The organism is Arsenicibacter rosenii (assembly GCF_001870735.1).
Classification (GTDB): domain Bacteria; phylum Bacteroidota; class Bacteroidia; order Cytophagales; family Spirosomataceae; genus Arsenicibacter; species Arsenicibacter rosenii.
In genome coordinates this window covers 63,790-89,399 of sequence record NZ_MORL01000004.1, presented here as the reverse complement: position 1 = coordinate 89,399, position 25,610 = coordinate 63,790, and the positions used below count along the sequence as shown (strand labels likewise).

Annotated in this window: 17 protein-coding genes; 9 read left to right on the top strand and 8 right to left on the bottom strand. The window is 54.1% G+C overall.

The window, feature by feature from the left end:
- The first annotated feature begins 69 nt into the window (after positions 1-69).
- Both BLX24_RS09430 and BLX24_RS09425 read left to right on the top strand, forming a co-directional pair.
- Entirely contained in the window at positions 70-3,186 is a 3,117-nt protein-coding gene (locus BLX24_RS09430; RefSeq protein WP_229201746.1) for a SusC/RagA family TonB-linked outer membrane protein, read from the top strand.
- Between the two features lie 2 nt (positions 3,187-3,188).
- Positions 3,189-4,493, top strand: coding sequence for a RagB/SusD family nutrient uptake outer membrane protein (locus tag BLX24_RS09425; protein ID WP_071502884.1), 1,305 nt, complete (start codon positions 3,189-3,191; stop codon positions 4,491-4,493).
- A 195-nt stretch (positions 4,494-4,688) separates the two neighbouring features.
- Here BLX24_RS09425 and BLX24_RS09420 read toward each other — a convergent pair whose 3' ends face one another.
- On the bottom strand, positions 4,689-5,132 hold the full coding sequence (locus BLX24_RS09420; protein ID WP_071502883.1) for a DMT family transporter: 444 nt from the start codon (positions 5,130-5,132) through the stop codon (positions 4,689-4,691).
- 47 nt (positions 5,133-5,179) lie between these two features.
- Here BLX24_RS09420 and BLX24_RS09415 point away from each other — a divergent pair, with 47 nt between their 5' ends.
- Entirely contained in the window at positions 5,180-6,754 is a 1,575-nt protein-coding gene (locus BLX24_RS09415) for an FG-GAP repeat domain-containing protein (RefSeq protein ID WP_071502882.1), read from the top strand.
- Positions 6,755-6,809: 55 nt separating this feature from the next.
- Here BLX24_RS09415 and BLX24_RS09410 read toward each other — a convergent pair whose 3' ends face one another.
- From BLX24_RS09410 to BLX24_RS09395, 4 genes are all read right to left on the bottom strand, one after another.
- A complete protein-coding gene (locus tag BLX24_RS09410) occupies positions 6,810-7,475 on the bottom strand; it encodes a response regulator transcription factor (RefSeq protein ID WP_071502881.1) in 666 nt (221 codons plus the stop codon).
- Between the two features lie 10 nt (positions 7,476-7,485).
- Positions 7,486-8,280 carry a sensor histidine kinase gene (locus BLX24_RS09405; RefSeq protein ID WP_071502880.1) on the bottom strand — a complete coding sequence of 265 codons (795 nt, stop codon included), beginning with the start codon at positions 8,278-8,280 and terminating at the stop codon, positions 7,486-7,488.
- Positions 8,256-8,903 (bottom strand): hypothetical protein, encoded by a 648-nt coding sequence (locus BLX24_RS09400; RefSeq protein ID WP_071502879.1) that lies wholly within the window; start codon positions 8,901-8,903, stop codon positions 8,256-8,258. The genes BLX24_RS09405 and BLX24_RS09400 overlap by 25 nt, the downstream gene beginning before the upstream one ends.
- Positions 8,904-9,053: 150 nt before the next feature.
- Positions 9,054-9,554: a hypothetical protein gene (locus BLX24_RS09395; protein WP_071502878.1), complete on the bottom strand. Its 501-nt coding sequence runs from the start codon at positions 9,552-9,554 to the stop codon at positions 9,054-9,056.
- A 259-nt stretch (positions 9,555-9,813) separates the two neighbouring features.
- On the opposite strand from BLX24_RS09395, the gene BLX24_RS09390 reads away from it, so the two are divergent.
- The 3 genes from BLX24_RS09390 (at position 9,814) to BLX24_RS09380 (ending at position 16,397) form a co-directional block, all read left to right on the top strand.
- Positions 9,814-10,608, top strand: coding sequence for a hypothetical protein (locus BLX24_RS09390; RefSeq protein WP_071502877.1), 795 nt, complete (start codon positions 9,814-9,816; stop codon positions 10,606-10,608).
- Between the two features lie 104 nt (positions 10,609-10,712).
- Positions 10,713-11,255 (top strand): phage tail protein, encoded by a 543-nt coding sequence (locus tag BLX24_RS09385; protein WP_071502876.1) that lies wholly within the window; start codon positions 10,713-10,715, stop codon positions 11,253-11,255.
- A gap of 264 nt (positions 11,256-11,519) precedes the next feature.
- Entirely contained in the window at positions 11,520-16,397 is a 4,878-nt protein-coding gene (locus tag BLX24_RS09380; protein ID WP_218160686.1) for a beta strand repeat-containing protein, read from the top strand.
- Positions 16,398-16,566: 169 nt separating this feature from the next.
- Here the strand turns inward: BLX24_RS09380 and BLX24_RS09375 are convergent, their stop codons facing one another.
- Positions 16,567-17,151, bottom strand: coding sequence for an HD domain-containing protein (locus tag BLX24_RS09375; RefSeq protein ID WP_071502874.1), 585 nt, complete (start codon positions 17,149-17,151; stop codon positions 16,567-16,569).
- A gap of 207 nt (positions 17,152-17,358) precedes the next feature.
- On the opposite strand from BLX24_RS09375, the gene BLX24_RS09370 reads away from it, so the two are divergent.
- Positions 17,359-21,462 (top strand): GEVED domain-containing protein, encoded by a 4,104-nt coding sequence (locus BLX24_RS09370; RefSeq protein WP_071502873.1) that lies wholly within the window; start codon positions 17,359-17,361, stop codon positions 21,460-21,462.
- 69 nt (positions 21,463-21,531) lie between these two features.
- Here BLX24_RS09370 and BLX24_RS09365 read toward each other — a convergent pair whose 3' ends face one another.
- The gene (locus BLX24_RS09365; RefSeq protein WP_071502872.1) at positions 21,532-23,013 is read right to left on the bottom strand and encodes a M28 family peptidase; all 1,482 of its coding nucleotides are present in this window, start codon (positions 23,011-23,013) and stop codon (positions 21,532-21,534) included.
- A 429-nt stretch (positions 23,014-23,442) separates the two neighbouring features.
- Between BLX24_RS09365 and ald the strand changes: the two genes are divergently transcribed.
- The gene (gene ald, locus BLX24_RS09360; RefSeq protein ID WP_071502871.1) at positions 23,443-24,573 is read left to right on the top strand and encodes an alanine dehydrogenase; all 1,131 of its coding nucleotides are present in this window, start codon (positions 23,443-23,445) and stop codon (positions 24,571-24,573) included.
- 56 nt (positions 24,574-24,629) lie between these two features.
- On the opposite strand, the gene BLX24_RS09355 is transcribed toward ald, so the two are convergent.
- Positions 24,630-24,917 carry a hypothetical protein gene (locus BLX24_RS09355; protein WP_071502870.1) on the bottom strand — a complete coding sequence of 96 codons (288 nt, stop codon included), beginning with the start codon at positions 24,915-24,917 and terminating at the stop codon, positions 24,630-24,632.
- A 129-nt stretch (positions 24,918-25,046) separates the two neighbouring features.
- Between BLX24_RS09355 and BLX24_RS09350 the strand changes: the two genes are divergently transcribed.
- The gene (locus BLX24_RS09350) at positions 25,047-25,580 is read left to right on the top strand and encodes a DUF4833 domain-containing protein (RefSeq protein ID WP_071502869.1); all 534 of its coding nucleotides are present in this window, start codon (positions 25,047-25,049) and stop codon (positions 25,578-25,580) included.
- Positions 25,581-25,610 lie beyond the last annotated feature (30 nt).

Sequence of the window (25,610 nt, the reverse complement as noted above, 5' to 3'; positions counted from 1 at the left end):
TAATCTATCTTTATTGTTATACCTATGACAAACAAGTACTTACCTTGTTACAGGCCCGTACAATGGCTCATGGCGTTACTGCTGCCATTGTTAGTATCAGGCCAGCTGTGGGCGCAAACCCAGCGCACCACGTTTAAAGGACGCGTTACCGACAGGAACGGGCAGGGAATCCCAGGAGTCACGGTGCAGGTTCAGGGCACCTCGCTTGGTACAGCTTCGGATGCAGACGGGAATTATTCATTTACCGGTGCAGTACCGGCCGGTCAGGCAACACTTGTGTTCAGTGCCGTTGGCTATGCACCGAAGAAACAGAGTGTGGCGATTGGCAGCGCCGAGAGCATTACGACTGATGCCAGTCTGGGCGAAGATGTCATGAATCTGGATGAGGTCGTGGTAACGGGATCAACGATTCAGACGACACGCCGGGAGCTTGGCAATGCGATCAGCACGATCAAGGGGCAGGATTTGACGCAGTCGGGGTCGGCAGGGTTGCTGAACTCACTGCAGGGCAAAGTGCCGGGTGCACAGATTACCCAGAACTCGGGTGATCCGGCCGGTGCGCTGTCGGTGCGGTTGCGCGGGATCAAGTCGCTGATTGGGTCGTCGGACCCGCTGTATGTAATCGACGGGGTCATTGTCAGCAATGCCAGCGTAAACGTGTCACAGATTGCACTGGCCAACGACATCGGACAGGCCAACCCGGGCCAGAACCGGCTCGCCGACCTGAACCCGAACGATATCGAAAGCATCAACGTCATCAACGGGGCGGCGGCCGCTGCTCAGTACGGGTCGCGGGCGGCCAACGGCGTCGTGCTGATTACGACCAAACGGGGGCAGACCGGGGCACCGAAAGTGTCGGTTTCGTTTGGCTTTAACATCAACGAACTCCGGAAGAGTGTCCCGATCAATACCTATGGCAAACAGTTCGGTACCGCCGCGCTGCGTCTGCATACCATTGGTGCAGCAACGGCCGGCGGCGCGGTAACAACAACCGGTTTTCAGCGTGACGGGACAACTACTAACCTGGCGACCAACCTGGTTGACGTCACCCGCTACAACTACTTCGACCAGATTTTCCGGACCGGTTATGGCACGGATGATGCCGTGTCGGTGTCGGGAGGCCGCGACAATACCCAGTATTTCGTCTCGTTCAACTACCTGAAAAACGAAGGGATCATCAAAGGCACGGATTTTACCCGCTACAACCTGCGGGCACGGGTCGATCAGCGGCTGGCAACGTGGGCCAAGCTGTCGGCGGGGCTGAGCTATGCCAACAGCTTCTCGAACGAAAAGGCCAATGGCAATGTATTCTACAGTCCGATCAACGCGGTAAACATCACCAATAACCTCTGGGATCTTACCCAGCGGGATGCTTCGGGCAACCTGAAAGCCGTTGAACCAACGCGGGTGAACCCGCTTTCGACGATTGAGGACATGAAGTTTACCCAGGCCGTGAACCGGACCATCAGCGATGTACAGCTGAACCTGACACCGGTCAAGGGCCTTAGCATCGATTATATTCTGGGTGTAGATACCTACGGGCAGGTTGGTAAAAGTTATATCCGGCCCTACCCGTATCAGGCGCAGGCTGGTTTACCGGCGGCCCGATACCCGCTGGGCTTTGCCGCTACGGCCAACAATACCGTGCTGTTGCTGAACTCCGACATCAACGCGAGCTACGAACAGACGTTTGCCGAGAAGTTTAAGTTTAACGCCATTGTCGGGTTCAACTACCAGTTCAGCCAGCAGGATTATTCGATTGCGTCGGGTCAGAACCTGTCGCCGTTTATTGAGACCGTGGCCGGTGCCGCCAGCACGACGGTGCAGGCCAACTACGTGCTCGACCGGTATAACCTGAGCGGTTATTTTGCACAGGCGACGCTGGGTTACCGGAATCTGGCTTTCGTGACGGCCGCTGTCCGCCGCGACCGTTCGTCGAAGTTCTCGGCTACGGAGACCAATCAGCTGTATCCGAAACTGAGCGGCTCGCTGGTACTGTCGGATTTTGACTTCTGGAAAAACTCAGGCCTGAGCAAGGCGTGGAACGGGGCGAAATTCCGTGTCAGCTACGGCGAGGCCGGTAACCTGTCGGGTATTGGTTCCTACAGCCGGTTCTACCAGTTCAGTCCGGTTGGTTTCCTGGGTAAAAACACAATTGTACCGGGCACTACGCTTGCTAACCCGCGCGTACGGCCGGAGCGTATGGCCGAGCTGGAAGGCGGGGTTGACCTCTCGTTCCTGAATAACCGCCTGGGCATTGGCATTACGGCCTACAAGCAGAACATCAAGGATCTGGTCGTAAACCGCGTCCTGGCACCATCGTCGGGCGGGTCAAGCATCGTGAATAACGTGGGTACGATGGAAAACAAAGGGGTGGAAATTATGCTGGACGTAACGCCGGTAAAAACCAGTGATTTCAGCTGGGATTTTACGGTGATTTTCAACCGCAACCGCAACAAGGTGCTGTCATTGGGAAGCCCGGTAATTGCCATCGACAATGCGGCCGGTGCACCGGTTTATTTGCTTCAGGGACAGCCGGCCGGTGTGTTCTACGGAACTACCTATGCGCGTAACCCGGATGGTTCATTGCTGGAAACAAGCCAGAAGTTTTCGCAGCAGGAGCGTGGTGTACAGACAACCGGCTCAACAACCTATACACCGTCACGCCGCGCCGACGGACAACCGGACTACTCGGCTCCTACGGTTAACGTGATTATTGGTAATCCGAATCCGAAATGGACCGGCTCGTTTAACACAAACCTGAGCTACAAGCGGGTTGGCCTGCACATTCTGCTTGATGCGGTGCAGGGCGTCAGCGTGTTTAACGCCGACAAACGGACACGTCAGGGGGTTGGTATCGGCGATTACGCCGAAAAAGAGCTGAAAGGTGAAATTCCGAGAGGCTATATCTTCTCGATTTATAATACGCAGGAATGGCGGGTAGATGATGGCTCATTTGTGAAGCTGCGGGAGATTTCGCTGAGCTATGGCTTGCCGAAACTGGTGAAAAGCATGAGCAACTTTACGGTTGCGCTGGTTGGCCGTAACCTGATCTCGTGGGATAACTACAACGGATTCGATCCGGAGACCAATGCCGGCGGGACAACCGATCTGTTACGGGGTGTCGATTTCGGAAACGTACCGATCCCGCGTACGTATCAACTCAAACTTTCAGCGACTTTCTAATCATGAAAAAATACCTTCTCATCATTTCGCTGCTGGCACTGACACTGACGCAGAACTCCTGTACGCAGGAATATCTGAACCCCAGTACGGCCAGTCAGCCACAGGTTGTCAGTTCAACCGACGGATTAATTACCCTGTGTAATGGGTTACAGTACCGGTTCACGACGGGGGGCGCTGCCAGTGTCCTGTATACCACAATGGCCATTGGCGGGTTGTCTACCAAAGAGTTAACGGTGCTCAACGTGGGGAACCTCGATGAGTTTAACCTGAGCGTGGGCGCCGGTTCGGTAACGCGCGGCAATGGTACCGTAACAAACATCTGGACCCGCTGCCAGTTGGTCCGCGCGAATGCTGATCTGGTACTGGCCAACGCCGGTAATGCGGCCGATGCGGGTACAAAGGCCGGCATTGTGGCGTACGCGTCGATTTTCCGGGCACTGGCTCTGGGTACGCTGGCGCAGTTTTTCGAGCAGGCTCCCATCACAACGGCTGATAACGCACCGTTTGTTGACCGGGCGACGATCCTGAAAGAAGCCATTGCCACGCTGGAAAGTGCGGCCACGCAGCTTAACGGGGCAACGGTAACGACAACGTTTACCGATAAGATTGTGCCGGGCATTGATCTGGCCAATACGATTCAGGCCCTGATTGCCCGTTACAGCCTGTTTGCCGGCGATTACGACAAGGCGCTGGCGGCGGCCAATAAAGTTGATCTGACGAAGAAGTCGGTTTTTAACTTTGACGATAATACGCGGAATCCGGTGTTTGAAGCGGCGTTCGGGAATAAAAACGTGTTTGAGCCTACAAATGCGACCCTTGGCCTGACCGGCGAATTAGCGCCGAATACAGCTGATAAGCGGCTCGCGTTCTTTATCAGGGCTAACCCGACAGCGACGCAAAACCTTGGAACGGGCTATTATACGGCTAACAACGCGGCTGTTCCGGTCTATACGCCGGGGGAAATGACGCTGATTAAAGCCGAAGCCTATGCCCGGAAAAGTGACCTGACGAATGCCGTAACGGAGTTGAACAAGGTACTGACGAAAACGGCTGCGCAGGACATCTACGGCGTTGGGGCCGCATTGCCGGCCTATGCGGGCGGGCAGACACAAGCCGCCATACTGACGGAGATTCTGCGTAACCGGAGCATCGAGCTGGCTTTCAGTGGGTTCCGGCTGGAGGACAGCCGCCGGTTTGGTCGTCCCGGTCCCGGAGCGGCGGGCTCGGAGCGCAACCGGAATTTTATGCCGTATCCGCGGACGGAAGCCGATAACAATACAAGCACGCCGAAAACCGATCCGCAATAACATCCTGCTTTTGATCCCGAATCCCGATATCCCGTACGGGCGACCCCACGTGGTCGCCCTTTTGGGCTTTTAAGAACTACGTGGTCGCCCTTTTGGGCTTTTAAGAACTACGTGGTCGCCCTTTTGGGCTTTTAAGAACTACGTGGTCGCCCTTTTTGGCTTTTAAGAACTACGTGGTCGCCCTTTTTGGCGCCCCTAATTCTTCACCACCAGCACCACCCCGAGAATAATCAGCAGGATGCCCAGTATCCGCCAGATGTTTACCGCATGTTCGCGGAAGCCAACCCAGCCATAGTGCTCCAGCACCACCGCCGCCAGTAACTGACCCGCCACGCTGAGGCTGAGCAGGTTGGTCGGCCCGATTTTCGGTACCGAAATAATCACCGAGCATACGTAAAAGACGCCCAGCAGCCCGCCAGTCCATTTCCACCAGCTGACCTGCCGGAGTACCTCAAGCGAAGGCACCGGACTGCCAATCGTGAACTGCAGCAGCAGCAGCGACAGAAAGCCCCCTCCAAACGACCCGACCGCCGCCAGCAACGGATTCTGTAATGCAAGCCGGAGCTGCGAATTGACCCCCGACTGCGTGCTGTTGGCAATGCCGGTCAGAAAGGCAAGAATGTAGTAAAAGAATGACATAGTACCGGCAAAATTAGAGGAATCCGTTTGGTTGATTAACTTGCTGCATGTTTCTTTCCCGAATAATTCAAAAATATACCTTTAATACGCTATTTGCCGCCCGCAATCTGTGGCTTTGGGGCGGGTTGCTGGTGTCGGGCAGCATACTGACTGACTGCCGGCAAGCGACGGATGCCAGCGATATGACCGGCGAGGAGCTGGCAAAGCTGCATTGTAGCAACTGCCATGCATTCCCTGAACCGAAACTGCTGCCGAAGGCCATCTGGGAAAACGGGGTATTACCGAAAATGGCGCTCCGCCTCGGCTTTCTGACCGATACGCTGTCGGTTATGAACTACAATGCGCAACTCGAAGAACAACAGGCAGGAGCGCAGCTGGGCGCCTATCCGGTAGAACCTGTTATGGCGCAGGCCGACTGGCTGAAAATCATTGACTACTACAAAACCAACGCACCGGAGAAGCCAATCCCGCAGGGAAAAAAAGCGGCCGTTGTTCCCGGATTACCCTTGTTTTCGGTTCGTGAACCAACCCCGCGGATTGTCCCGCTGACGACTCTTGTGCGGTACGACGCCGTTCACCGCCGGATCATCGTCGGCGACCGGATGAATTATGCACAGTTTGTCAGTCCGTCGCTGACCGTAACGGATTCTATACGACTCAGCAGTACCCCTGCCGATGTGCTTGTCAACAATGCAAAGGGGTACGACTGGCTGCTGATGGGGCATATGGATCCTGATAATCAGGCAATCGGCAAAATTGCTGCCACACCGGCACGCGCCGGTCAGGGCGAAACCCCGGTGCTGCCGCAGTTACGCCGGCCGGTACAGATGGTGTCGCAGGATTTTAACAAGGATGGCCAGCCCGATTATATCGTGTGCCAGTTCGGGCACCTGGCGGGTAAGCTCAGCGCGTATATGAAAACAGCAACCGGCTATCAGGAGGAGGTGATCGACCCTGTGCCGGGGGCGCGGCAGGTCATTATCCGCGACGTCGACAAGGACGAATGGCCGGATGTGATTGCGTTGCTGGCACAGGGCGATGAGCAGATTGCATGGTACAAAAATTACAAAGGTAAGTTTATCAAGCAAACGCTGATTCGGTTTCCGCCGGTCAATGGTTCGTCGTCCATTGAACTCGCTGACATTGACCGCGATGGTGACGAGGACCTGATTTACACCAACGGCGATAATGCCGATTATTCGTATTCGCTGAAGGCATACCACGGTGTCCGGATTTTTCTGAACGACGGGAAATTCAGCTTTACCGAAGCCTGGTTTTATCCGTTGCACGGAGCCACTCAGGTAGTTGCCCGTGATTTCGATCAGGACGGGGATATGGATCTGGCGGCTATTGCCTTTTTCCCGGACTACGATCATCCGAATCCGGAGAGTTTTGTCTATTTCGAAAACGACGGAAAACAAAATTTTACCCCGCGTACCTTTTCGCAGGCGAACCAGGGGCGGTGGCTGGTCATGGAAGCGGCCGATTATGACCAGGACGGCGACGAGGATCTGCTGCTGGGCAGTTTCCATTTTTCGGTCACCAAAACGCCGGAAAGTTATAAAAACCAGTGGCGGCAGCAGTCAAACGGATTGCTGGTGCTGGAGAATAAGCGAAAGTGATTCGTAACTCCCCGAACGGGTAAACCGTTTGGGGAGTTCATCGGAGTCCCGTTCTTCAAATCAAATCATTCGGGTCGACGAGCCAGTGTTTGATGGCAAACAGGACCAGCCCCGCCGTGTTTTTGGCACCGGTTTTTTCGAGCAGGTTATTGCGGTGGCCTTCGATGGTCCGGGTGCTCAGGCTTAAGGTGTCGGCAATTTCCTGCGCGGTTAACTGTTTGCAGATCAGCTGCAATACTTCTTTCTCCCGGATGGTCAGCAGCGATGGGATATCATCTGTCAGCAGCAGGCGCGTTTTTTTGTTGATCCGGCTGCGCATGGCGTTCAGGAACGCCTGATTAAAGTAAAAATCCTGCTCCATAACCGTCCGGATTGCCTGCTCAACCTCCCTGGGCTCTACGTTTTTGAACAGATAGCCATTTACGCCTAAATCGATCAGGTGGGAAACAAACCGGTCTTCGCCATATACCGACAGGATGATAATGCGCAGGCCGGGGTGACGCTGATGAATAAGCCTGGTCGTTTCCACGCCGTTCAGCACCGGCATCGACAGGTCGAGCAGCACCACATCAGGTGTAGGGTCAGCAACGGCCAGGGCATCGAGCAGCACCTGCCCGTTATCGGCTTCAAGGACAACTTCGATATCGGAAAACTGATTGATAATGGAAACCATTCCGCGCCGGAACAGCAACTGATCATCGGCAATGGCAATTCGGATCATAACGCAAAATCTAAAGATAACTGGATTTCGGGATGGCAATTGACACCCGCAGCCCTGCCGACGGAGCTGTCTGAAAAAGTACCTGACTGCCCAGCATGCGGGCCCGGGTTTCGATATTTTTCAGACCAAGGCTTTTTTTCTGATAAGCCGACGAAAAGTCGAAGCCCTGCCCGTTGTCGGCATAGACAAACAGATAGTCGCCGGTTTCTTCCGTGAGTTGAATACTGATTTGGGTTGCACCGGCGTATTTGACGGCGTTGTTGAGGAGTTCCTGTACAATGCGGTACAGGAGCAGATTCAGATTGGGCCGGGTCGCTGGCAGGTCGATGACGTCACAGCATACGTCCGCATCGGTCAGGTTGGCGGCCTCTTCGCATAGGCCTTCCAGGCTGTAAGCGAGGCCAAGCTCTTCCAGACCGTGTGGTAACAGGTCGTTTGAAATGGTACGGACACTCTGAATGGTGTTGTCGATGAGTTGTTTACAACGTTCGGCGAGCACCTCCGTCTCCCCCTGTTGACTGATCATCTGACCGACAAGCAGACGCATGGCCGATAAGGCGGCTCCGATATCATCGTGGAGGTCGCGGGCTACCCGTTTACGTTCGGTCTCGATGCCCTCAAACGTGTGGTAGATAAGTTCCTGCTGATGTTTTACTTCCATCTGCTTGACCAACAAGGTTTGTTTGTAGATACGTTTCTGGTATAAAACAGTAAAAGCCACTACGCCAGCTACCAGAATAAGCATAGCGAGGGCTCCGCCGAAAATCAGGACAAATAAATCTAACGACGTTGAGGTGCTTGCCATATGCCGACGCCTATTAACACGTGGTTGAGTGATACCAGGGTGGCATGCATTCCCCACGAGATAAAGTTTAGCCTCTCGCTTTCCTGAAGCAGGAGATTGCTCAGGATAAACAGAAAAAGAGTTCCGGCAAAGTAAAACAGATAACCTGTATTTATCCAGAAAACCGGATTACGAAATAAATTCCGCGTGTCCAGATCAACCAGAATTTTGTAGTAACACATCAGGGCCAGAATCATCACGAAGAGCCCTTCCAGCGCGCGGGCATAGCCGTTGAAGGTGTTAAGGGGCTGAATCAAGGCGGAGTTAGCTATGGACGCCAGCGTAAAAAAGGCCATCATGCCGGGAACGAGCCGCGACGGATAAAATGACCCGAAAAACGCACGGTAAAACAAGGCTAAGGCATTGAATTCGAAAATGGTATAGATATGTAATACAAACAGATTCGGGATGTGCATACGGCTCAGGATATGCCCCGTTACTTCGGCAATAGCCGAGGCCGACAGCGGAAACCAGATAAACCGTAAATAGCCGGTCAGGCTCCTCCGCCGGATCAGCGCTGAGCTGACGGAAAAGACAATAAACCAACCGGCATAATCGAACATCCAGAGAAAAAAAGATTCCATGATTGTGAATGAATAATGGAGAATGTTAACTGTATAATGATTGAGGGCCGGTTACTAAACCAGACTGTATAGGATTGATTGACGGAGTGGTGTGACGTTCATTATCCATTATTCATTGTACATTATTCATTCCCCATTATCCATTCCGTTTTAGCAGAAGCTTTTGTCCTCACCGTCGCGGGTAATGAACAGGTCGCTTTCATCGTCGCAGCGCGGCGGGCAGGGACGGGTAAAGTCAAATACCTGATAGTCGTAGGTTTCGGCCGGATCGTCGATGGTGCTCGCAGGATTTGTCACCGTCATTTCGCCGATAAGGTCAACGATCGTATCCGGATCTTGCCCTTCGTTTACCGTCATGACATCTTTCCGCGTGGCCGCGCTGACCAGCAGCAGGCACGGACGCAGGTGTTCCAGACCGGTTGCCTCATTGGTTTCTTTTTTCCGGCCGACATATAACCGCACGTATTCAGTATCGACCTGATTCAGGAGTTCAACAAAGTCGGCCTTCCGGACAACAAATGCCCGCATTTCGCGCGGATCCAGCCGTTCGCCATCTGCGTTAGCATTGATCCAGTTGCCGATCCATTCCTGGGCGAGGGGTACCGGCACCGACATGGGCACCCATTCGTCATTGAGTTTTTGTTCAGACATGGTTTAGAGGTACATAAACGTGGTACACCCGCAAAAGTAGATTAGTAACTATTTCTCCTTATCCGTATAAATGCCTGATTTCAGGATACCCGTATAAATACCTGCTTTTACCCCCTGAAATACCTGTTTTTTTAAACGGGCCTTTATGCCTGATGCCAACTGTTACTAACCTGCCACCTTTGTGACGTTCAAACGCGCTTGACAGACCATTAACAATTTACAGTAACAGTCAATCCTAAATCTTTAAAAAAACAGTTTTATGACTACTGAATTTGCTGCCGAAAGTGGTGCACAAACAATGACGCCAACGGTTACGTTACCAGAAAAAATCGGGGATGATTTTATTTCGGGTTTTAAAGTCTGGGCGTCGATTCCGGCTAATGATGACAAAGGAATCACGATTGATAACGTCAGAGAAGGGGATACCGTTATCGTTTATGACGCCGCGGGCATTGCTTCATTTGAAAAAGTAAACATGGCACTGGTAAAAGGCATCGTTGGCATTGCTAATGCCGCTGTCGGAACGGCATTAGTGCTTTCTCAGCCGGAAACAGCTCCGTTTGTGGCCACATGGAATGCGGGTGTGGATGCCATCATGAGTGCTGTTCCGGACGAATTAGGCGATAAACGCCGTGATATGTATGGTCGTGACCCGGGTACGGGCGATTACGCAAAAAACGAAGGCGGACTGATTGTTTGTATGCCGGAATCACACGGGCCGCTTTATGCTACAGACGACTATCATCTGACCGGGGATACAAAAAACGATGGTCGGCTCTATAAATATTATAGCAGCGATACCAAAAAGATGAATGCCTTCTTCCCGTGCCCGATCGTCAATGATCCGTCGAATCAAAGCAGCAGTAACAACGGCCGGATGCAGGCAACTGCAACGACGGACGGAGCGGTGCATATTCTGGCCTTCGACGAAAAATTTACGGATAATGCGGGCTATTACAATGTGGGTCTGGTCGTAGTCCGGGCTGCGGCGGCTTCGGAAACGACAGAACTGGTTAATGTGCTTGTTGGCGGTGCACCGGCCGGGGGCATCTGATAAACCTGACACGGACACGGGTCGCCAGCGTTTTTTCGGCCCGTGTCCGGCTATATCCCCATCTGTTTACCTTATTCCTGAACCCTTAAATAATCAATTTTACTATGGAACCATTTATCGGTATGGTTTGCCTGTTTGCCTTCAGTATTGTACCCAGAGGCTGGGCACGCTGTAACGGCCAGTTGCTGTCAATCGTCCAGAATCAGGCGTTATTTTCGTTAATCGGAACCACCTATGGCGGGGATGGTGTAACCACATTTGCGCTGCCAGACCTGAGAGGCCGTGTGCCAAATGGCTGCGGGCAGGGCCCGGGGCTCTCAGAGTACGTGATGGGACAGGCGGCCGGCGAAGAGCATGTAACACTGCTTACCTCCAATATGCCGCAGCACAATCACTTACTGATGGCTTCTGAAGGAGCGGCGACAACCAACGATCCGCAAAACAACTACCTGGCCAGGTCAACCGGCGTTCTTGATTCCGGCGAAGGAACGGTAACGGTGAAAACATACGGTAGTCAGCCAATGACAGCCATGAATCCAATGTCTATCGGGATGTCTGGCGGCACCATGCCGCATGATAACATGCAGCCTTACCTGACGATGAGCTATTGTATTGCTTTGCAGGGCATTTATCCAAGCCAGGGCTAGAATACCTATTTTGAACTATACCACCCATTCTTCGTACGGATGGCTCCGGCTCCTGCCGGAGCTGTTTGGTATGTCAGGTTATTTGACTCAACTGTTTGATTAACAATCCTATTTGGTCTGATTTCTCTCATGCAGCACAATTATTTACGATGCTCTGAACGGTATAGTACCTGTCAGTTTATTTCCTGTTTAGGGCCTTTCTCCGGTAAGTACGTCCGTATCTGGTTATGGCTTTGTCTTACTGTCACGGGGTTGGTTGCGCCTGTGCATGCACAGGTATTCTACGCGCAGAGCGATGGGTCAGGGGGCACCTCCGGGGATCAATTGCGGAGTGTCAATATAAACGGTACCAACGATCGTCAAATTGCTACCGGTTTCACCTCAAATATCGGTGCCATTGCCGCCGACAGGGCCAACAACCGTGTTTTTGTATCCAATGGAGTGGCTACGGGCGGCGCCATCTATGCTGTCGATGTTACGTCCGGTGTAGCCACTACCTTTCTGAATACATCCAGCATTGTGCAGGGCATGGCCGTAGACAATGTGAACGGGTATCTGTACTACACGCTAAATGATAATCAGGGTACGACAACGACTGACGAGCTGCGCCGGATTGGGTTAGATGGCACGGGCGATGTCCGGATTGCGACCGGGTTTGCCCTGATCATCGGGGATATTGCCCTTGATGTGGCCAATGACCGGGCATTTATCGGGGACAGGAGTACATCGACTCCCAAAATCTTTTCGGTAAATCTGTCTACAGGCACAGCCACGACGCTTGTTACCATAACGGCCGGGAGTACGTCCCGCGGGCTGGCCGTTGATCTGACCAACGGGTATTTGTATTACGCCATTAATGACAACGCTGTAAGCACCAATGATGAAATCCGGCGTATCGGTCTGACCGGGTCAGGTGATACCCGTATTGCCACCAATTTTGTAACCGGAATCGGGGAAATTGCGTTAAATAAAGATGTAAATAAACTATTGGTGGCGGATAACAACAGCACCAGTGGTGTGATCAAACAGATCACACTGCCAGCCAATACGACCGCTACTTTTTTTACGCCGTCAACGGCTAATATTATCACCGGCATCGAGATTGTTGATTGCTGGTCAGGCTTCACGGTAAACAGCACCCTGGATGGGTCGGATGCCAATCCGGGCGATGGGGTCTGCCGGACGTCGGGCGGAGTCTGTACGCTGCGGGCGGCCATTCAGGAGGCTAACGCGTTAACGTCCTGCGGGCCGCTGTTGATTACGCTGCCGGCCGGCCAGACAATCGGAATAACCTCAGCTTTACCAACTGTCACGTTTAGCGGGACCATTGCCGGAGGAAGCGAACTCTGTCCCGCAACAGGCACAGGAGGGTCAACAATCGCCCGCACAAGTGCCGCCGAATTCGGAATTTTTTACCAGACTGGCGGTCAACTAACGTTGCGTGATCTGACAATCGCTAACGGAAACGCGCCTTCCGGAAATGACCTTGGCGGCGCGATTGCCCTATTTTCAAACTGCACGCTGCTTGCTGACCGGTGTGTATTCAGGAATAATGTGGCAGGGTCAGGCGGCGCTATTTATTCAGCAGGAGGGTCTGTCAGCGTAAATGAAACATTCTTTGATGATAACTCGGCCAGTCTGGGAAGTGCCGGTTATTTTAATCAAGGGTCTGCCGTTATTACAAATTCGTCGGTCAGGCATGAAATGGCTGTAACCAATATGATATTCGATTTGGCAGAGGGCAGTTTGGTTCTGAAAAATATAGCGATTGGAGGTAATGGGCCGATAGGGGAAATAATCCGGCAAAATGCCGGGTATGGAGGCCCGTCTTCCTTGTCTGTTTTGCACTCAACGTTTAATCTGCCTAATGCAACCTATTTGATTGAGTCAAATAAATATGCGGCTACGCAGAGGTTGTATCTGCAGAATAACGTGTTTGGCCCTTCAACGGATAATCCACTTTATTTCGGAGGCTCCAGCGGTTCGCTGAACAGTACGTCGGGGGGAGGGAACGTCTTTGCGCGTGATGCCGATGCGGGCAATATCCCTGGTGCCGGATTCACACCGGTTGCTTCGGATAAACAGAATGTAGGCGCGGCGCTGGCACTGGGTTCGCTGACAACCGTATCCGGGGCGTGTCTGCCGGTAGTTCCGTTGGGTTGTTTCAGTCCGGCTATTAATGCGGCAGTATCGAGTACGATCACCACCGATATACTTGGCAACACGCAGGTCGGATCGGCCCGGGATGCCGGTTCATACGAATCGACCAATGCGGCCTCTGTAACCTTTACCGTGGCCGGTTCGGGAACTGCCTGTGCCGGTCGTGCCCTGACGCTGACGGCTAGTGGCTGTACAGGCGGAACGGTTAACTGGCCGGGCGGTATAACGGGGAACGTTTATTCTAATACGTTAGCCGGTATTTATACCGCAACCTGTACTGTCGGAGCCTGTGCAACAACCGCCAGCGGAACCATTACGGCCGGTGCTGCGCCATCCATTGCGGTGCCTGTCCTGACAACCGCCGTGGTGGGCAACGCGCTGGCAAATGCCTTGTCTTTTACCGCATCCGGAGTCGGTGCGCCGTTTACATTTGCCTACAGTGCCTTACCGGCAGGCATAACGCTCTCATCCAATACCTCGCCGATCCTGTCCTTTAACGGTACCCCAACCGAGCCCGGGACGTACCCGATCAGCATAACCGCTACCAACAGTAACAACTGCCAGACGGTGAGCAATACCTATGCCTTAACGGTAAGTTGTGCGACGATGGCTGTGAGTGCCTCCGCCAATCCGGCCACCTGCCAGGGAGCGGGTAGCCTGACCTTTGTGACCACGCTGCCTGCCGGTACATATTCCGTAAGTTATACCGGTTCCGGTAGTCCGAAAACGGTGACGGTCTCGGGCGGACGGTTTACGGTTACCGGTTTACCGGCCGGTACGTACAGCAACTTCTCGCTGACCTACGGAAGCGGAGCGTGCCTGCTGACCGACAACCGGACCATTACGCTGACCGATCCGGCATCGCCAACGGTAACCGTAACGGCTAATCAGAGCGGAAGTCTGACCTGCTCACAAACCAGTCTGACCTTGACCGCTACCGGTGGGTCATCCTACACGTTTACGGGACCAGGGATTCTCAGCCAGAATGCACTGGCAGGCACTGCGGTGGTAAATGCGGCGGGTGTTTATTCCGTCACGGGGAGTAATGCGGCGGGGTGTAGAGATACTGATCAAACGACGGTAACGGGCAGCACCACGGCCCCGACGGGCGTAGGCCTGTCGGCCAGCCAGAGCGGCACGCTGACCTGTACCAGCCGTAGCCTGACGCTGACGGCATCGGCCACAGGCAGCGGGCTGAGTTATGTTTTTAGCGGTCCGGGGGTATTGGCCCAGAGCGGGTCATCGGCGACGGTGAACGCGTCGGGGACGTACACGGTAGTGGTTACGGGCAGCAACGGCTGTACGGCCACGGCCACCACGACGGTGTACAGCAACACCACGGCTCCGTCGGTGAGCCTGCTGCCATCGAGCGCAACGCTGACCTGCGCCAGTCCGGTGGTGACACTGACGGCCACGGCGGGGTATGCCAATTATGCTTTCAGCAGTGGCCAGAACGGGCCGGGTAACACGTTGACCGTGTCGTCGGCGGGGACCTATTCGGTGGTGGCGACGGGCGCCAACGGCTGTACGGCCACTACCTCGGTAGGGGTGCAGAGCAGCACGGCGGTGATCACGGGGAATTTGACGGCCAGCGGTGCAATCAGCTGCCCCAGCCCGTCGGTAACGCTGACGGCCACTCCGGCCAGTCTGACTTATACGTTCGGGGGCGGGGCCAGCCAGATCGGCACGACCAATCAGGCGGTAGTGAACGTAGCGGGGCTATATTCGGTAACGATCACGGATGCCTCGGGCTGCACGGCGGTGGCTCAAACGACGGTAACGGGCAGCACCACGGCCCCGACGGGCGTAGGCCTGTCGGCCAGCCAGAGCGGCACGCTGACCTGTACCAGCCGTAGCCTGACGCTGACGGCATCGGCCACGGGCAGCGGGCTGAGTTATGTTTTTAGCGGTCCGGGGGTATTGGCCCAGAGCGGGTCATCGGCGACGGTGAACGCGTCGGGGACGTATACGGTAGTGGTCACGGGCAGCAACGGCTGTACGGCCACGGCCACCACGACGGTGTACAGCAACACCACGGCTCCGTCGGTGAGCCTGCTGCCGTCGAGCGCGACGCTGACCTGCGCCAGTCCGGTGGTGACACTGACGGCCACGGCGGGGTATGCCAATTATGCTTTCAGCAGTGGCCAGAACGGGCCGGGTAACACGCTGACCGTCTCATCGGCGGGGCCCTATTCGGTGGTGGCGACGGGCGCCAACGGCTGTACGGCCACTACCTCGGTAGGGGTGCAGAGCAGCACGTCTGCTCCGACTGTCTCCATTACGCCGATGAACGCAACGCTGACCTGCGCCAGTCCGACCGTAGTTCTGACGGCTATTGGTAGCGGAACCGCCGTCTGGTCTACCGGTGTATCGGCCAGTACCATTCTGGCAGGAACCGCCGGCCTCTACAGCGTAACGTTGACAAACGCCAGCGGTTGCACGGCCACGACTAGTACCTTCGTCAACAGCAATACCATACTGGCCGGACTGGTTGCGACGGTAAACGGTGCGCTAGGGTGTGGTTCGTCCAGTGCACAGATTATCGCCTCGGCACCGGGAGCGGCGTCCTTTACGGTATTAGGGCCGTCTGCCTATCAGCAAACGAATACCAACGGACAGTTTACCGTAACAACAGCCGGTCAATACACCGTGATTGCTATCGGGACCAGCGGGTGTATGAGCTCCACAACGGTAACCGTCATTTCCGGAGGCGTTCAGCCGACTGCAAGTAATCTGGTCGCCAGCGGTGTGCTGGGCGGAGGGGTTTGTCAGCTTACGTTGTCAGCAAACATAGTAGGCGATCGCGCCGTATTTACCGGGCCGGGTGGTTATGTATTCACCAATGCATACCGGACTCCCGCCGCCCGGACCGTGACTGCGCCGATGGTTAAACAACCAGGCACCTATACCCTGAAAGTGTACAGCGGCAACTGCGAATCCGTTTACACAATCGGAGTGACCGGCACGGCGTGTCAGGAATAAAAGCAATGAAAAGAGAGCATGAAGATTGATGCGTGATAACACCCGAGAGATTGGGTCAAATAGGTTGCTCGAATCGGCGTCAGGGATCCTGATGCCGATTTTTTTATAGTTTAAAGCCATAAGGAGAGACAGAAGAATCACAAAGATTGTGAATACCTATATATCCGGATTATATAGCCAGCAACGCTTTTATTTTTTCAAGAGCCTGTTGTTTCACCGGCTCGCGCAGAAGTTGGTTGGTTTGGGTGAAATAGCGGTGGTTGCCCAGAAACGAAACCTGAACCGGCAGCCAGCGGGCGGGATCAGGGAGCTTCTTGTAGGCAATCCACTCGGTATACAGTGTCTGGCTGATGACCGGATAATCGTCGCGGCCGAGGTAGTCCAGATCGGCATCGCAAATGATCTGTTCTGCCAGACTTTCCGGTGATTGCGGAATTTTTGTGACTCTGATCAGTTTGCACACCGCTTCAATCTGTGCCTGACTATACCCGAAACCCGGCAGAATCGCCTGTGCCATGCGGCAGCCCTCTTCCTCATGTTCATCATACGTCCGGATAAAGCCGGCATCGTGGTAATACGCCGCTGTCTGAAGAATGGCGGATTCGGTCGGATCGGTAATGCCTTCCGCCGCCGCCAGCCTTGCTGATTGGGCCACCACATCGAGCGTGTGTTGCACGCAGTGGTACGTCAGTTGAGGCGAAAGATTCCGCGTCAGTTCATCCAGTATATACTGGCAGGCAGGTATGAGTTCCATGAGTAAGGTAGAAGGTCTGATTATAAAGATAGTAGTTTGACGCGTATCTAATATGACTAAAGGCAATATGAATTTATGTATACAAAGTAGAATATTTTTTAATGATTTATAGATAAAGTGTTCATGGGTTGGTTTATTTGTATAGTACTTTTAACCGTAACATACATGCATAAACCTCTACGATGGTTATTGCTCCTTCTGGTAGCAATGCAATATCCTGTTTTTGCGCAGCAGCTTCCCTGTGGCTATGGCGATCTGAAACCGGCCGATGAACAAATTGCCCAACAACTGATCCGGCAGTTCCGGACAGTGGCCAACAAGGACGCCAGCTCCGGTCCTGTTTATATTGCCGTAAAACCCCACTTTGTCCGGACCAATGAAGGCGTTACCAACTTATCGATGCAGGCCTTTAACAATGCCCTGGCGATCTGCAACAAGTACTTTATTAATGCGAACATTCAGTTTTATATCTGCGGCACACCGGCTAATACTCCCAATTATATTAATAATACGGCAATGTATAACTGGGATACGCAGAATTTTGACCGCGATGCCATTACCAATGCGAATAACCTCAATAACGCCCACAACATTTATTTCAGCAAAAGCCTTGGTGGGGTGGGTGGCTTCTCCTTTGGCGCTACGCAGAGCAAAGTGAATAACCGGACGTTTGTGTTGAACGGGCAGACTGATGATGATAAAACCCTGGCCCATGAATTGGGCCATTACTTTAATCTGCCGCATACGTTTAATAACAGCGACGCCGTAAACCTGGCTGACCGCGAATTAGTGACGCGGAATCCGTCGGAGGTGGCTCCCCGTTTGCCGGCCAACTGCGATACGAAAGGCGATTATGTATGCGATACCCCGGCTGATCCTTATAATCTGGTCGACGGGAAGCTGACGAATTGTTCCACGACCGGGGCGGGTATTACGGCCGTTGATGCCAACGGGGATGCATTTGTGCCGATGCCAGACAATATCATGGGCTATTACTTCTGTGAAACAAACCGGTTTACGGCGGGGCAATATGCCCGGATAAATGCCGCCCTGGCCATTAATAACGTGCCTAATTCAAATCCGGCCAACCGCTATACCCTTGATTGTGCAGAAACAACACAGGCTGCGCCGTCCAATGTAGTTGCCTCCCTGATTTCCGGCGCCGTGGCGGTCGGTGTGGTTCTGACCTGGACAGATAACTCAACCAATGAAACGGGCTATATCGTCGAGCGGTCAACTGATCCGGCAACCGGCTTTTTGGCCATTGGCGGGGTAGATCAAAACGTTACAACCTTTACCGACCGTACGGCTACAAAGGGAGTAACCTATTACTATCGGGTAAAACCATCGAACAGTAAAGCCACGTACAGTACGAATAGTCAGTCGGTCAGTATGCCGGCCTATTGTGCCCCGGTTTATAGCTCAACCTGTGTTGATAACCGGAATATCAATAACTTCAGCGTTGCTACGACCGGCAACGTCGTGCTGATCAGCAACAGCAATAGCGGCTGTTCGCCGAATGCATACGGCGATTTTACCGGCCTGACAGCCGCAACGGTAACGCCGGGTACCCCGTATAATTTTACCATGAATACCGGTTATGATGGCGGGTATTATCCTGAACACATTGCCATCTGGATCGATGCCAATAACAATACCGATTTTACGGATGCCGGCGAACGGGTTTATCAAAGTACAGGCGATGTCATGAATGGTACTACCCAGATAACCGGACAATTTACGGTGCCTTTATCTGCCACTTCCGGTAACGTACGCCTGCGGATTCGCAGCCGTTATAAAGGGAGCGGGGTTGTTGAGGATCCCTGTGTCGAATACGGGTCGGGAGAAGGAGAAGATTACCTGCTCTTCGTGAAGCCGGCGATGGCCATAACCAGCAGCGTCAGTGCAGTTTGTTATGCCGCGACTACGTTTCCGGTTTCCTTTACAACAAACATTACGCCGGATCAGGGTAACCAATACCGGATCGAATTATCCGATCAGGCAGGTCGTTTCAGCTCACCAACTGTCATCGGGACAGGAACCGGCAGTCCGGTAACCGTTACCATCCCGCAGGCGACAACGCCGGGGAGCGGCTATGCATTACGGGTAGTCGGTACGGCTCCGGCCCTGACCAGTGCCGAAACGGCCACGTTTGTATTCAGCGGGTCTGTCGCGTTATCCATGATCAGTACTTCGGCTTGTGAGGGTCAGACAGTTACCCTCTCGGCAACGGCAACAGAAGGCAGTCAGGCCTTTTCCTACACCTTTACAGGACCAAACGGGATACTTGCCGGCAGCGGCAATACACGTTCGGTGCCGGGGCTGTCCGCGGGGCCGCAAACGTTTTCGGTTACAGCGGCTAATAGCTACGGCTGCCGGCAGGAGGCGACAAGTTCAACAACCGTGTTTGCAAACCCCGTATTGGCCGTTTCGTCGGGAAGTTCTTCCACCCTGACCTGTCTGCAGCCATCGTTGACCCTGACGGCCTCGGGGGCTTCCGGTTACACATTTGCCGGTCCCGGTATCCTGAGCCAGAACGCATCCGGAACGGCCGTGGTGAATGCCCCTGGCACCTATACCGTCACAGGGACAAATGCCAACGGGTGTATCGGGACAACAACCATTGACATTGCCAATGACCCGTCGTTTCCGACCGTGAGCGTGACACCATCGAGTGCTACGCTGACCTGCTCAAGCCCGTCCGTAACGCTGACCGCTTTCACCTCAGAAACCGCTATTCTGTGGTCAGATGGCAGTACCGGTACCACGCTGCCGGTGAGCGCGAGCGGGGTGTATTCGGTTACGGTCACGGCAAACAGCGGCTGTACGGCCACGGCTACGGCCATTATTGAGGCTGACCAGACCAATCCGGTGCCGGTGTTGTCGATACTGCCATCGGCCACCCTGACCTGTACAAACCCTTTGCTCTCGCTGACCGCTACGGGAGGAACCAGCTACACATTGGCAGGAGCGGGTACCATGCTGCCATCGGTGACCGGCATTTTTCCGGTTTCGCAGGCGGATACATACACTGTTTTAGTGGGCAAACCCAACGGGTGTACCGCCAGCCAGACGATAGTGCTCAGTGCTGATCAGAACGCGCCCATACCAACGCTGAGCGCCGGTGTCAATACCACCATTGGCTGTCTGCAAACCAGTCTGACCCTGACGGCGGGCGGTGGAACGTCCTATACCTTCACCGGTCCGGGTTTATCGACCCAACATACGTCCGGGACGGCTGTGATAACCCGGGGGGGAGTATTTAGTGTAGTCGTCGGGACAGCAAACGGCTGTACGAGTCTGACCACCATTACCATTGATCAGGTTGCCTATCCGGCGGCATTCAGCATCAGTTCCGGCAACCAGTGTGTTGCTGCCAGCGTAACGCTGACGGCGAGCGGTTGCCCGGCGAACGGGACCGTTTACTGGCCGGAGGGTGTGACCGGCAATACCTTTGTGACATCGGTAACCGGTATTTACACCGCAACCTGTGTTGTCGGCGATTGCAGCAAGACGTTCAGCGGTACGGTAAGTGAAGGCCTACCGGTGCAGGTCAGTAGTTTTTCGGCCACCAGCACGCTCACGTGTTTGCTAACCAGCGTGGCCCTGCAGGCCAGCGGCGTTGGTCTGAGCTATCAGATCAGCGGTCCGGGCGGGTTTGCCTATGCCCAAACGTTTGGCAGCGACAGTGATCATCAGATTATAGCGCCGAACGTGACATTGGCGGGTACGTATACGCTGGTGCTGTCGCGCGGAGGTTCCTGTACGACCAGCCAGACGGCGACCGTAGGGGTGAGCTATCAATCAGTACCGATGGCCGTTACGTCGGACGGGCCGATTGGTTGCGGGAAAACGGTTTCACAGGTCAGCGCACCGGCGGGAACCGGGACCAGTTACAGCCTGCTTTCCGGAAGCGGGGTTGAACAGGTAAATACAACCGGTACGTTTAGTGTGACAGCAGCGGGCAGCTACACGGTTGTGGCCAGTCTGCCGGGCGGCCCGGGGTGTCAGGGGGTGGGGCAGGTGACCGTCGGTTCGGGCGGTTTGCCACCGGTAGCTTCGTCGGTAGCCGTAAGCGGCACCTTGAGTTGTAGCCAGCCGGTGGTCCGGCTTGTGGCTAATGCATACGGCGATTCGTTTGTGTTTACCGGCCCGGATGGCTATGTGTTTTCAACCGTCTACCGGGCGGTCAGCCAACACGAATCGGTGGGCCTGAATGTAACGAAACCCGGCACCTACACGTTTGTGGCGGGCAGCGGCGAATGTAAGGCGTCGTATACCGTAACCGTTACCGGAGAAGCCTGCCGGTAGTTTTTGTCATTCGGGGGGAGCCGCTGGGACGACCCCGTTCCCGGGAACTCCCCCCGAATGGACTTTCTATTATCGTTCCAGCTTAAAATCGGCATCAATCGCCGGTTTTTTCGGGGCATTAGCCACGGCCCAGCCGGTAAGATAGGCCCATCGGGTTACCTGCGCCAGTTTTTTAAGGTCAATACGATCCGGTTCGTCTTTAGGGGTATGGTAGTCTGCGTGCAGCAGCGTGGTAAAGCAGATAGCCGGCACGTTCAGACGGGCATAGGGGAGGTGATCGCTCCGGAAATACCAGCCCTCAGGGTGGTCGGCCCGGTCCCAACGTGTATCCAGTTTGAAACCGGGGCCCATGCGGTTGGCCGTTAACGCATACTCAACCAGTTCTTTTGAGTTGCGGTGCGGTGGTTGCGAACCCAGCAGGGCTGCACTGTCGGGCGCATTCCGGCCAATCATTTCCAGATTCAGCACACCGGCGATGGATGCCAGCGGCACCGTGGGGTGGGCCGTGTAGTAACGCGATCCCAGCAAACCACGCTCTTCGGCACCGTGAAACACAAACAGGGCCGACCGTTTGCCTGGCTTCTGCGCAAAAGCGCGCATGAGGGCGAGGGTAGCCGCGCAGCCGGTGGCATTGTCGTCGGCACCGTTAAAAATCGAGTCGCCTGCCACGGCCCGCCGGATGCCGTCATGATCCTGATGGGTACTGATCAGGACATATTCGTTCTTCAGCACCGGATCCGTTCCCTCAACTTTAGCGATGATGTTGACCGACGGGTAGCTGAAACTTTCCACATTGACGATGTTGGTAAATCGCTGGTCAGGCTGCTTCACCCAGTCGAGGGCACGGGCCGGCAGCCAGATGGCTGGTGCCTGGGCAAAGACGCGGGTGTTAGGGCCACCGGGCAGGTCGTAGCGCCCCAGTTCGAGGGCGCTGCCGAAGGTTTCGAAAACCCGCTGCGCCCGATCATCGGACACAATCAGCACGGCCACGGCCCCAGCCTTGATCAGCTCTGCCGACTTGCGCTGGAACGTGGCGTTCATAAACCGCCGGAAACTCATATCGGCCGTTGGGTTTCCCGAAAATTCAAATGCCACGGCCTTCCCTTTGAGGTCAACATTGGCGAGTTCTTCGGGCGTAGCTTTACCGACAAACACCAGCGGCGCATCTACCGACGCAATCGCGGGCGTAATGACCAGGGCATCACGGCCATATTCCAGTTGGCGGCTACCGATGATGAAGCGGCTGGTTTCGCTGATACGTGTCCGTTGCAGGTGGAAAAACTGGAAAAACGTTCCGTCGTCGCCGAGGGGTTTGAGGCCAATGGCCCGGGCCTGTTCGGCAATCCACATCGATGCTTTCAGTTCGTCAAGCGACCCTGCCTGCCGGCCACGGAAATGGTCGTCGGAAAGGGCATAGAGGTCACGTTTCAGATCCGATTCTTTAATAGCCGAAAGGGCATTGGCCGCTGGTTTGGGTTGCGCCATAACAAGGGCGGGCAGCAGTGAGGCTGCGGTAAGAAGCTTGCTGAGCATTTTGGGTAGAAAATACATGGCGTTGATGAATACGGAAATGATTCAGAAAGTCAGTTAAAACCCGAAAATACAACATTCAGCGGTGCTAAACGTAGCGCTGCCCTATTTTGCGGTCCCGGACATTTGCGCATTGCTCAATAAACCAGCACCTCTTTNTGGGGGCGGGTGGTCTGCGATGATGGGTCGCCTGTTCATAGGCACAGCATAACTTAATCGGGGTTGGCTCACTGAATGGCCGGCCAAAGAACCGGAGCCCTGCGGGATTGGAAATACCCTGCCGGATAATGTTTTGCCATTACCCGTTTTTGGAACAGGTTACTGGTAAAGCGTTTTTTGAAATGTTCTTAATTCAGGATGAAATACCAATTATTGGTCTGTTGATACGCTTTATTCCTGCAACCTATACATTTGCATTATCAAATTGTTAACCTTAATTCCGTTCAGACAATGGTAATTGGCGTTCCTAAAGAAATTAAAAACAACGAAAACCGTGTGGCACTCACACCGGCCGGTGTTACTGAACTGCGTAAGTATGGTCACGCTGTGTATATACAAGCGACAGCAGGCGTTGGCAGTGGGTTTGAGGATGAAGAATATGCGGCTGCCGGAGCAACAATTCTGTCAACAATCGAGGAAGTGTATGCGATTGCGGACATGATTGTGAAGGTAAAAGAGCCAATTGCGCAGGAATATAAGCTGATTAAGGAAAACCAGTTACTGTTTACCTATTTCCACTTTGCATCGTCGGAAGAATTAACGCATGCGATGATTCAGCAGAAGGCGGTTTGTCTGGCCTACGAGACGGTTGAAAAAACCGATCGCAGCCTGCCGTTGCTGATTCCGATGTCGGAGGTGGCCGGACGGATGGCGGTTCAGGAGGGTGCAAAATACCTTGAAAAACCATTGAAAGGCCGTGGTATCCTGTTAGGCGGTGTGCCAGGTGTGAAACCTGCCCGCGTGCTGGTACTGGGGGGTGGTATCGTGGGCACACAGGCAGCCAAAATGGCGGCTGGTCTGGGCGCTCATGTGACGATAATGGACGTAAACCTGACCCGTTTACGCTACTTGTCAGACATCATGCCGGAAAACGTGGATACCATGATGTCGAATGAATACAATATCCGGGCCGAAATCAAGCAGTCGGATCTGATTATCGGGGCTGTTCTGATTCCGGGTGCAAAGGCACCTCACCTGATTACGCGTGATATGTTAAAACTGATGCGTTCGGGTACGGTGCTGGTCGATGTGGCTGTTGATCAGGGTGGTTGTATTGAAACCTGTACGCCGACTACGCACGAGAACCCGACGTTTATCATCGACGGTGTGGTTCACTACTGCGTAGCGAATATGCCGGGTGCTGTGCCTTACACATCAACGGTGGCACTGACAAACGCAACACTGCCTTATGTGTTGCAACTGGCGAATAAAGGCTGGCAGCAGGCTTGCCGTGACAATGAAGAATTATTGAAGGGCTTGAACGTGGTAAACGGAAAAGTTGTCTACAACGGTGTTGCTGAAGCGTGGGAGCTACCATTAACACCTGTAAGTGACGTGTTACGCAAAGTTATTGCTGTTTAGTACTTTATAAGCGAGTAGGAAGCGCTGCGGGGTCCCGCAGCGCTTTTTTTGTTTTATCAAAGATTTTCCCGCACCAATTCCTCCCATTCGGCTTGCAGGGAGCCTTTAAAAACCGGTGCTCCGGCCCGGCGGTACCAGTAGCCGGCATTCCACTCGTCGCCTTCCTTGCGGTGCAGATAGGCGTGGAGCCGGTCATAGGCTTTTGTGCCTTCCTTGCTCTGGGCTATAGTATGGGCCTGCTCCCAGTTGTCATTGCCGTCATACCACAGGGCTGTCAGAATCGGATTGATGCCGGCCGGAGGCGCTGCTCCGGCGAGTGAGGTTGTAAATGTTTTGTATGTCATGTGCTGTTGAGATTTTTTTTGACGTGCGTAGGGGGAAACGGGCGGTGACCTGTCATTACATAGCTAGCAACCCATGAACGGCCCTGACCAGATCAGCGACTTATCTGTAAACAACAAAAAAAATGAACCATGCGTATAAGCTATTTTCTGATAGTCCTGACCGGACTGTTGGGCCACTCCTTTGCCCGCGCCGACAGAGACGATTTTCCGGTGCCGCCTTCGTCGGCCAGCCGTCTGTTTTATATTCAGCGCAGCAATAATACGAATACCGTCATTTACGATGCCAATATGCTGGCAGATAAAAAGCTGGATCCCCGGAAACCGGTCTCCGTATATTGGATCCGTTATGCCGAAAAAGGGCAGCAGGAAGGCCTGTCTTTTTTCCAGTGGAAAATGGCCTATGGCTACAAACACCGGCCGCTGAACGGGGCCGATGGCTTTGAGTTCAGCCTCAATGCCTTTGATAAACGACCGATCCGGATCACAAACGAACGCGGCCGCGCCATGGCTATGATGCAGATTAATGGCCGTCTGGCGCAGCTGTATAAGGTGTTTGTTCAGATTGCACCCGGCAACCACCTGGTTCCGGATGTTCAGTATATCGAACTGTTTGGCGTGGATACCGACGGCAACCACCCTGTCTACGAGCGTATTATGATCTGAATAAACCGGAATGCCATTCTGTACTACAAC

What these genes read in the sequence shown, in the direction of transcription:
- BLX24_RS09425 (WP_071502884.1), top strand. Translation starts at nt 3,189, where the DNA reads ATGAAAAAATACCTTCTCATCATTTCGCTGCTGGCACTGACACTGACG.
- BLX24_RS09385 (WP_071502876.1), top strand. Translation starts at nt 10,713, where the DNA reads ATGGAACCATTTATCGGTATGGTTTGCCTGTTTGCCTTCAGTATTGTA.
- ald (WP_071502871.1), top strand. Translation starts at nt 23,443, where the DNA reads ATGGTAATTGGCGTTCCTAAAGAAATTAAAAACAACGAAAACCGTGTG.
- BLX24_RS09370 (WP_071502873.1), top strand. Translation starts at nt 17,359, where the DNA reads ATGCAATATCCTGTTTTTGCGCAGCAGCTTCCCTGTGGCTATGGCGAT.
- BLX24_RS09410 (WP_071502881.1), bottom strand. Translation starts at nt 7,475, where the DNA reads ATGATCCGAATTGCCATTGCCGATGATCAGTTGCTGTTCCGGCGCGGA.
- BLX24_RS09430 (WP_229201746.1), top strand. Translation starts at nt 70, where the DNA reads ATGGCGTTACTGCTGCCATTGTTAGTATCAGGCCAGCTGTGGGCGCAA.
- BLX24_RS09375 (WP_071502874.1), bottom strand. Translation starts at nt 17,151, where the DNA reads ATGGAACTCATACCTGCCTGCCAGTATATACTGGATGAACTGACGCGG.
- BLX24_RS09390 (WP_071502877.1), top strand. Translation starts at nt 9,814, where the DNA reads ATGACTACTGAATTTGCTGCCGAAAGTGGTGCACAAACAATGACGCCA.
- BLX24_RS09400 (WP_071502879.1), bottom strand. Translation starts at nt 8,903, where the DNA reads ATGGAATCTTTTTTTCTCTGGATGTTCGATTATGCCGGTTGGTTTATT.
- BLX24_RS09415 (WP_071502882.1), top strand. Translation starts at nt 5,180, where the DNA reads ATGTTTCTTTCCCGAATAATTCAAAAATATACCTTTAATACGCTATTT.
- BLX24_RS09355 (WP_071502870.1), bottom strand. Translation starts at nt 24,917, where the DNA reads ATGACATACAAAACATTTACAACCTCACTCGCCGGAGCAGCGCCTCCG.
- BLX24_RS09395 (WP_071502878.1), bottom strand. Translation starts at nt 9,554, where the DNA reads ATGTCTGAACAAAAACTCAATGACGAATGGGTGCCCATGTCGGTGCCG.
- BLX24_RS09365 (WP_071502872.1), bottom strand. Translation starts at nt 23,013, where the DNA reads ATGTATTTTCTACCCAAAATGCTCAGCAAGCTTCTTACCGCAGCCTCA.
- BLX24_RS09350 (WP_071502869.1), top strand. Translation starts at nt 25,047, where the DNA reads ATGCGTATAAGCTATTTTCTGATAGTCCTGACCGGACTGTTGGGCCAC.
- BLX24_RS09405 (WP_071502880.1), bottom strand. Translation starts at nt 8,280, where the DNA reads ATGGCAAGCACCTCAACGTCGTTAGATTTATTTGTCCTGATTTTCGGC.
- BLX24_RS09420 (WP_071502883.1), bottom strand. Translation starts at nt 5,132, where the DNA reads ATGTCATTCTTTTACTACATTCTTGCCTTTCTGACCGGCATTGCCAAC.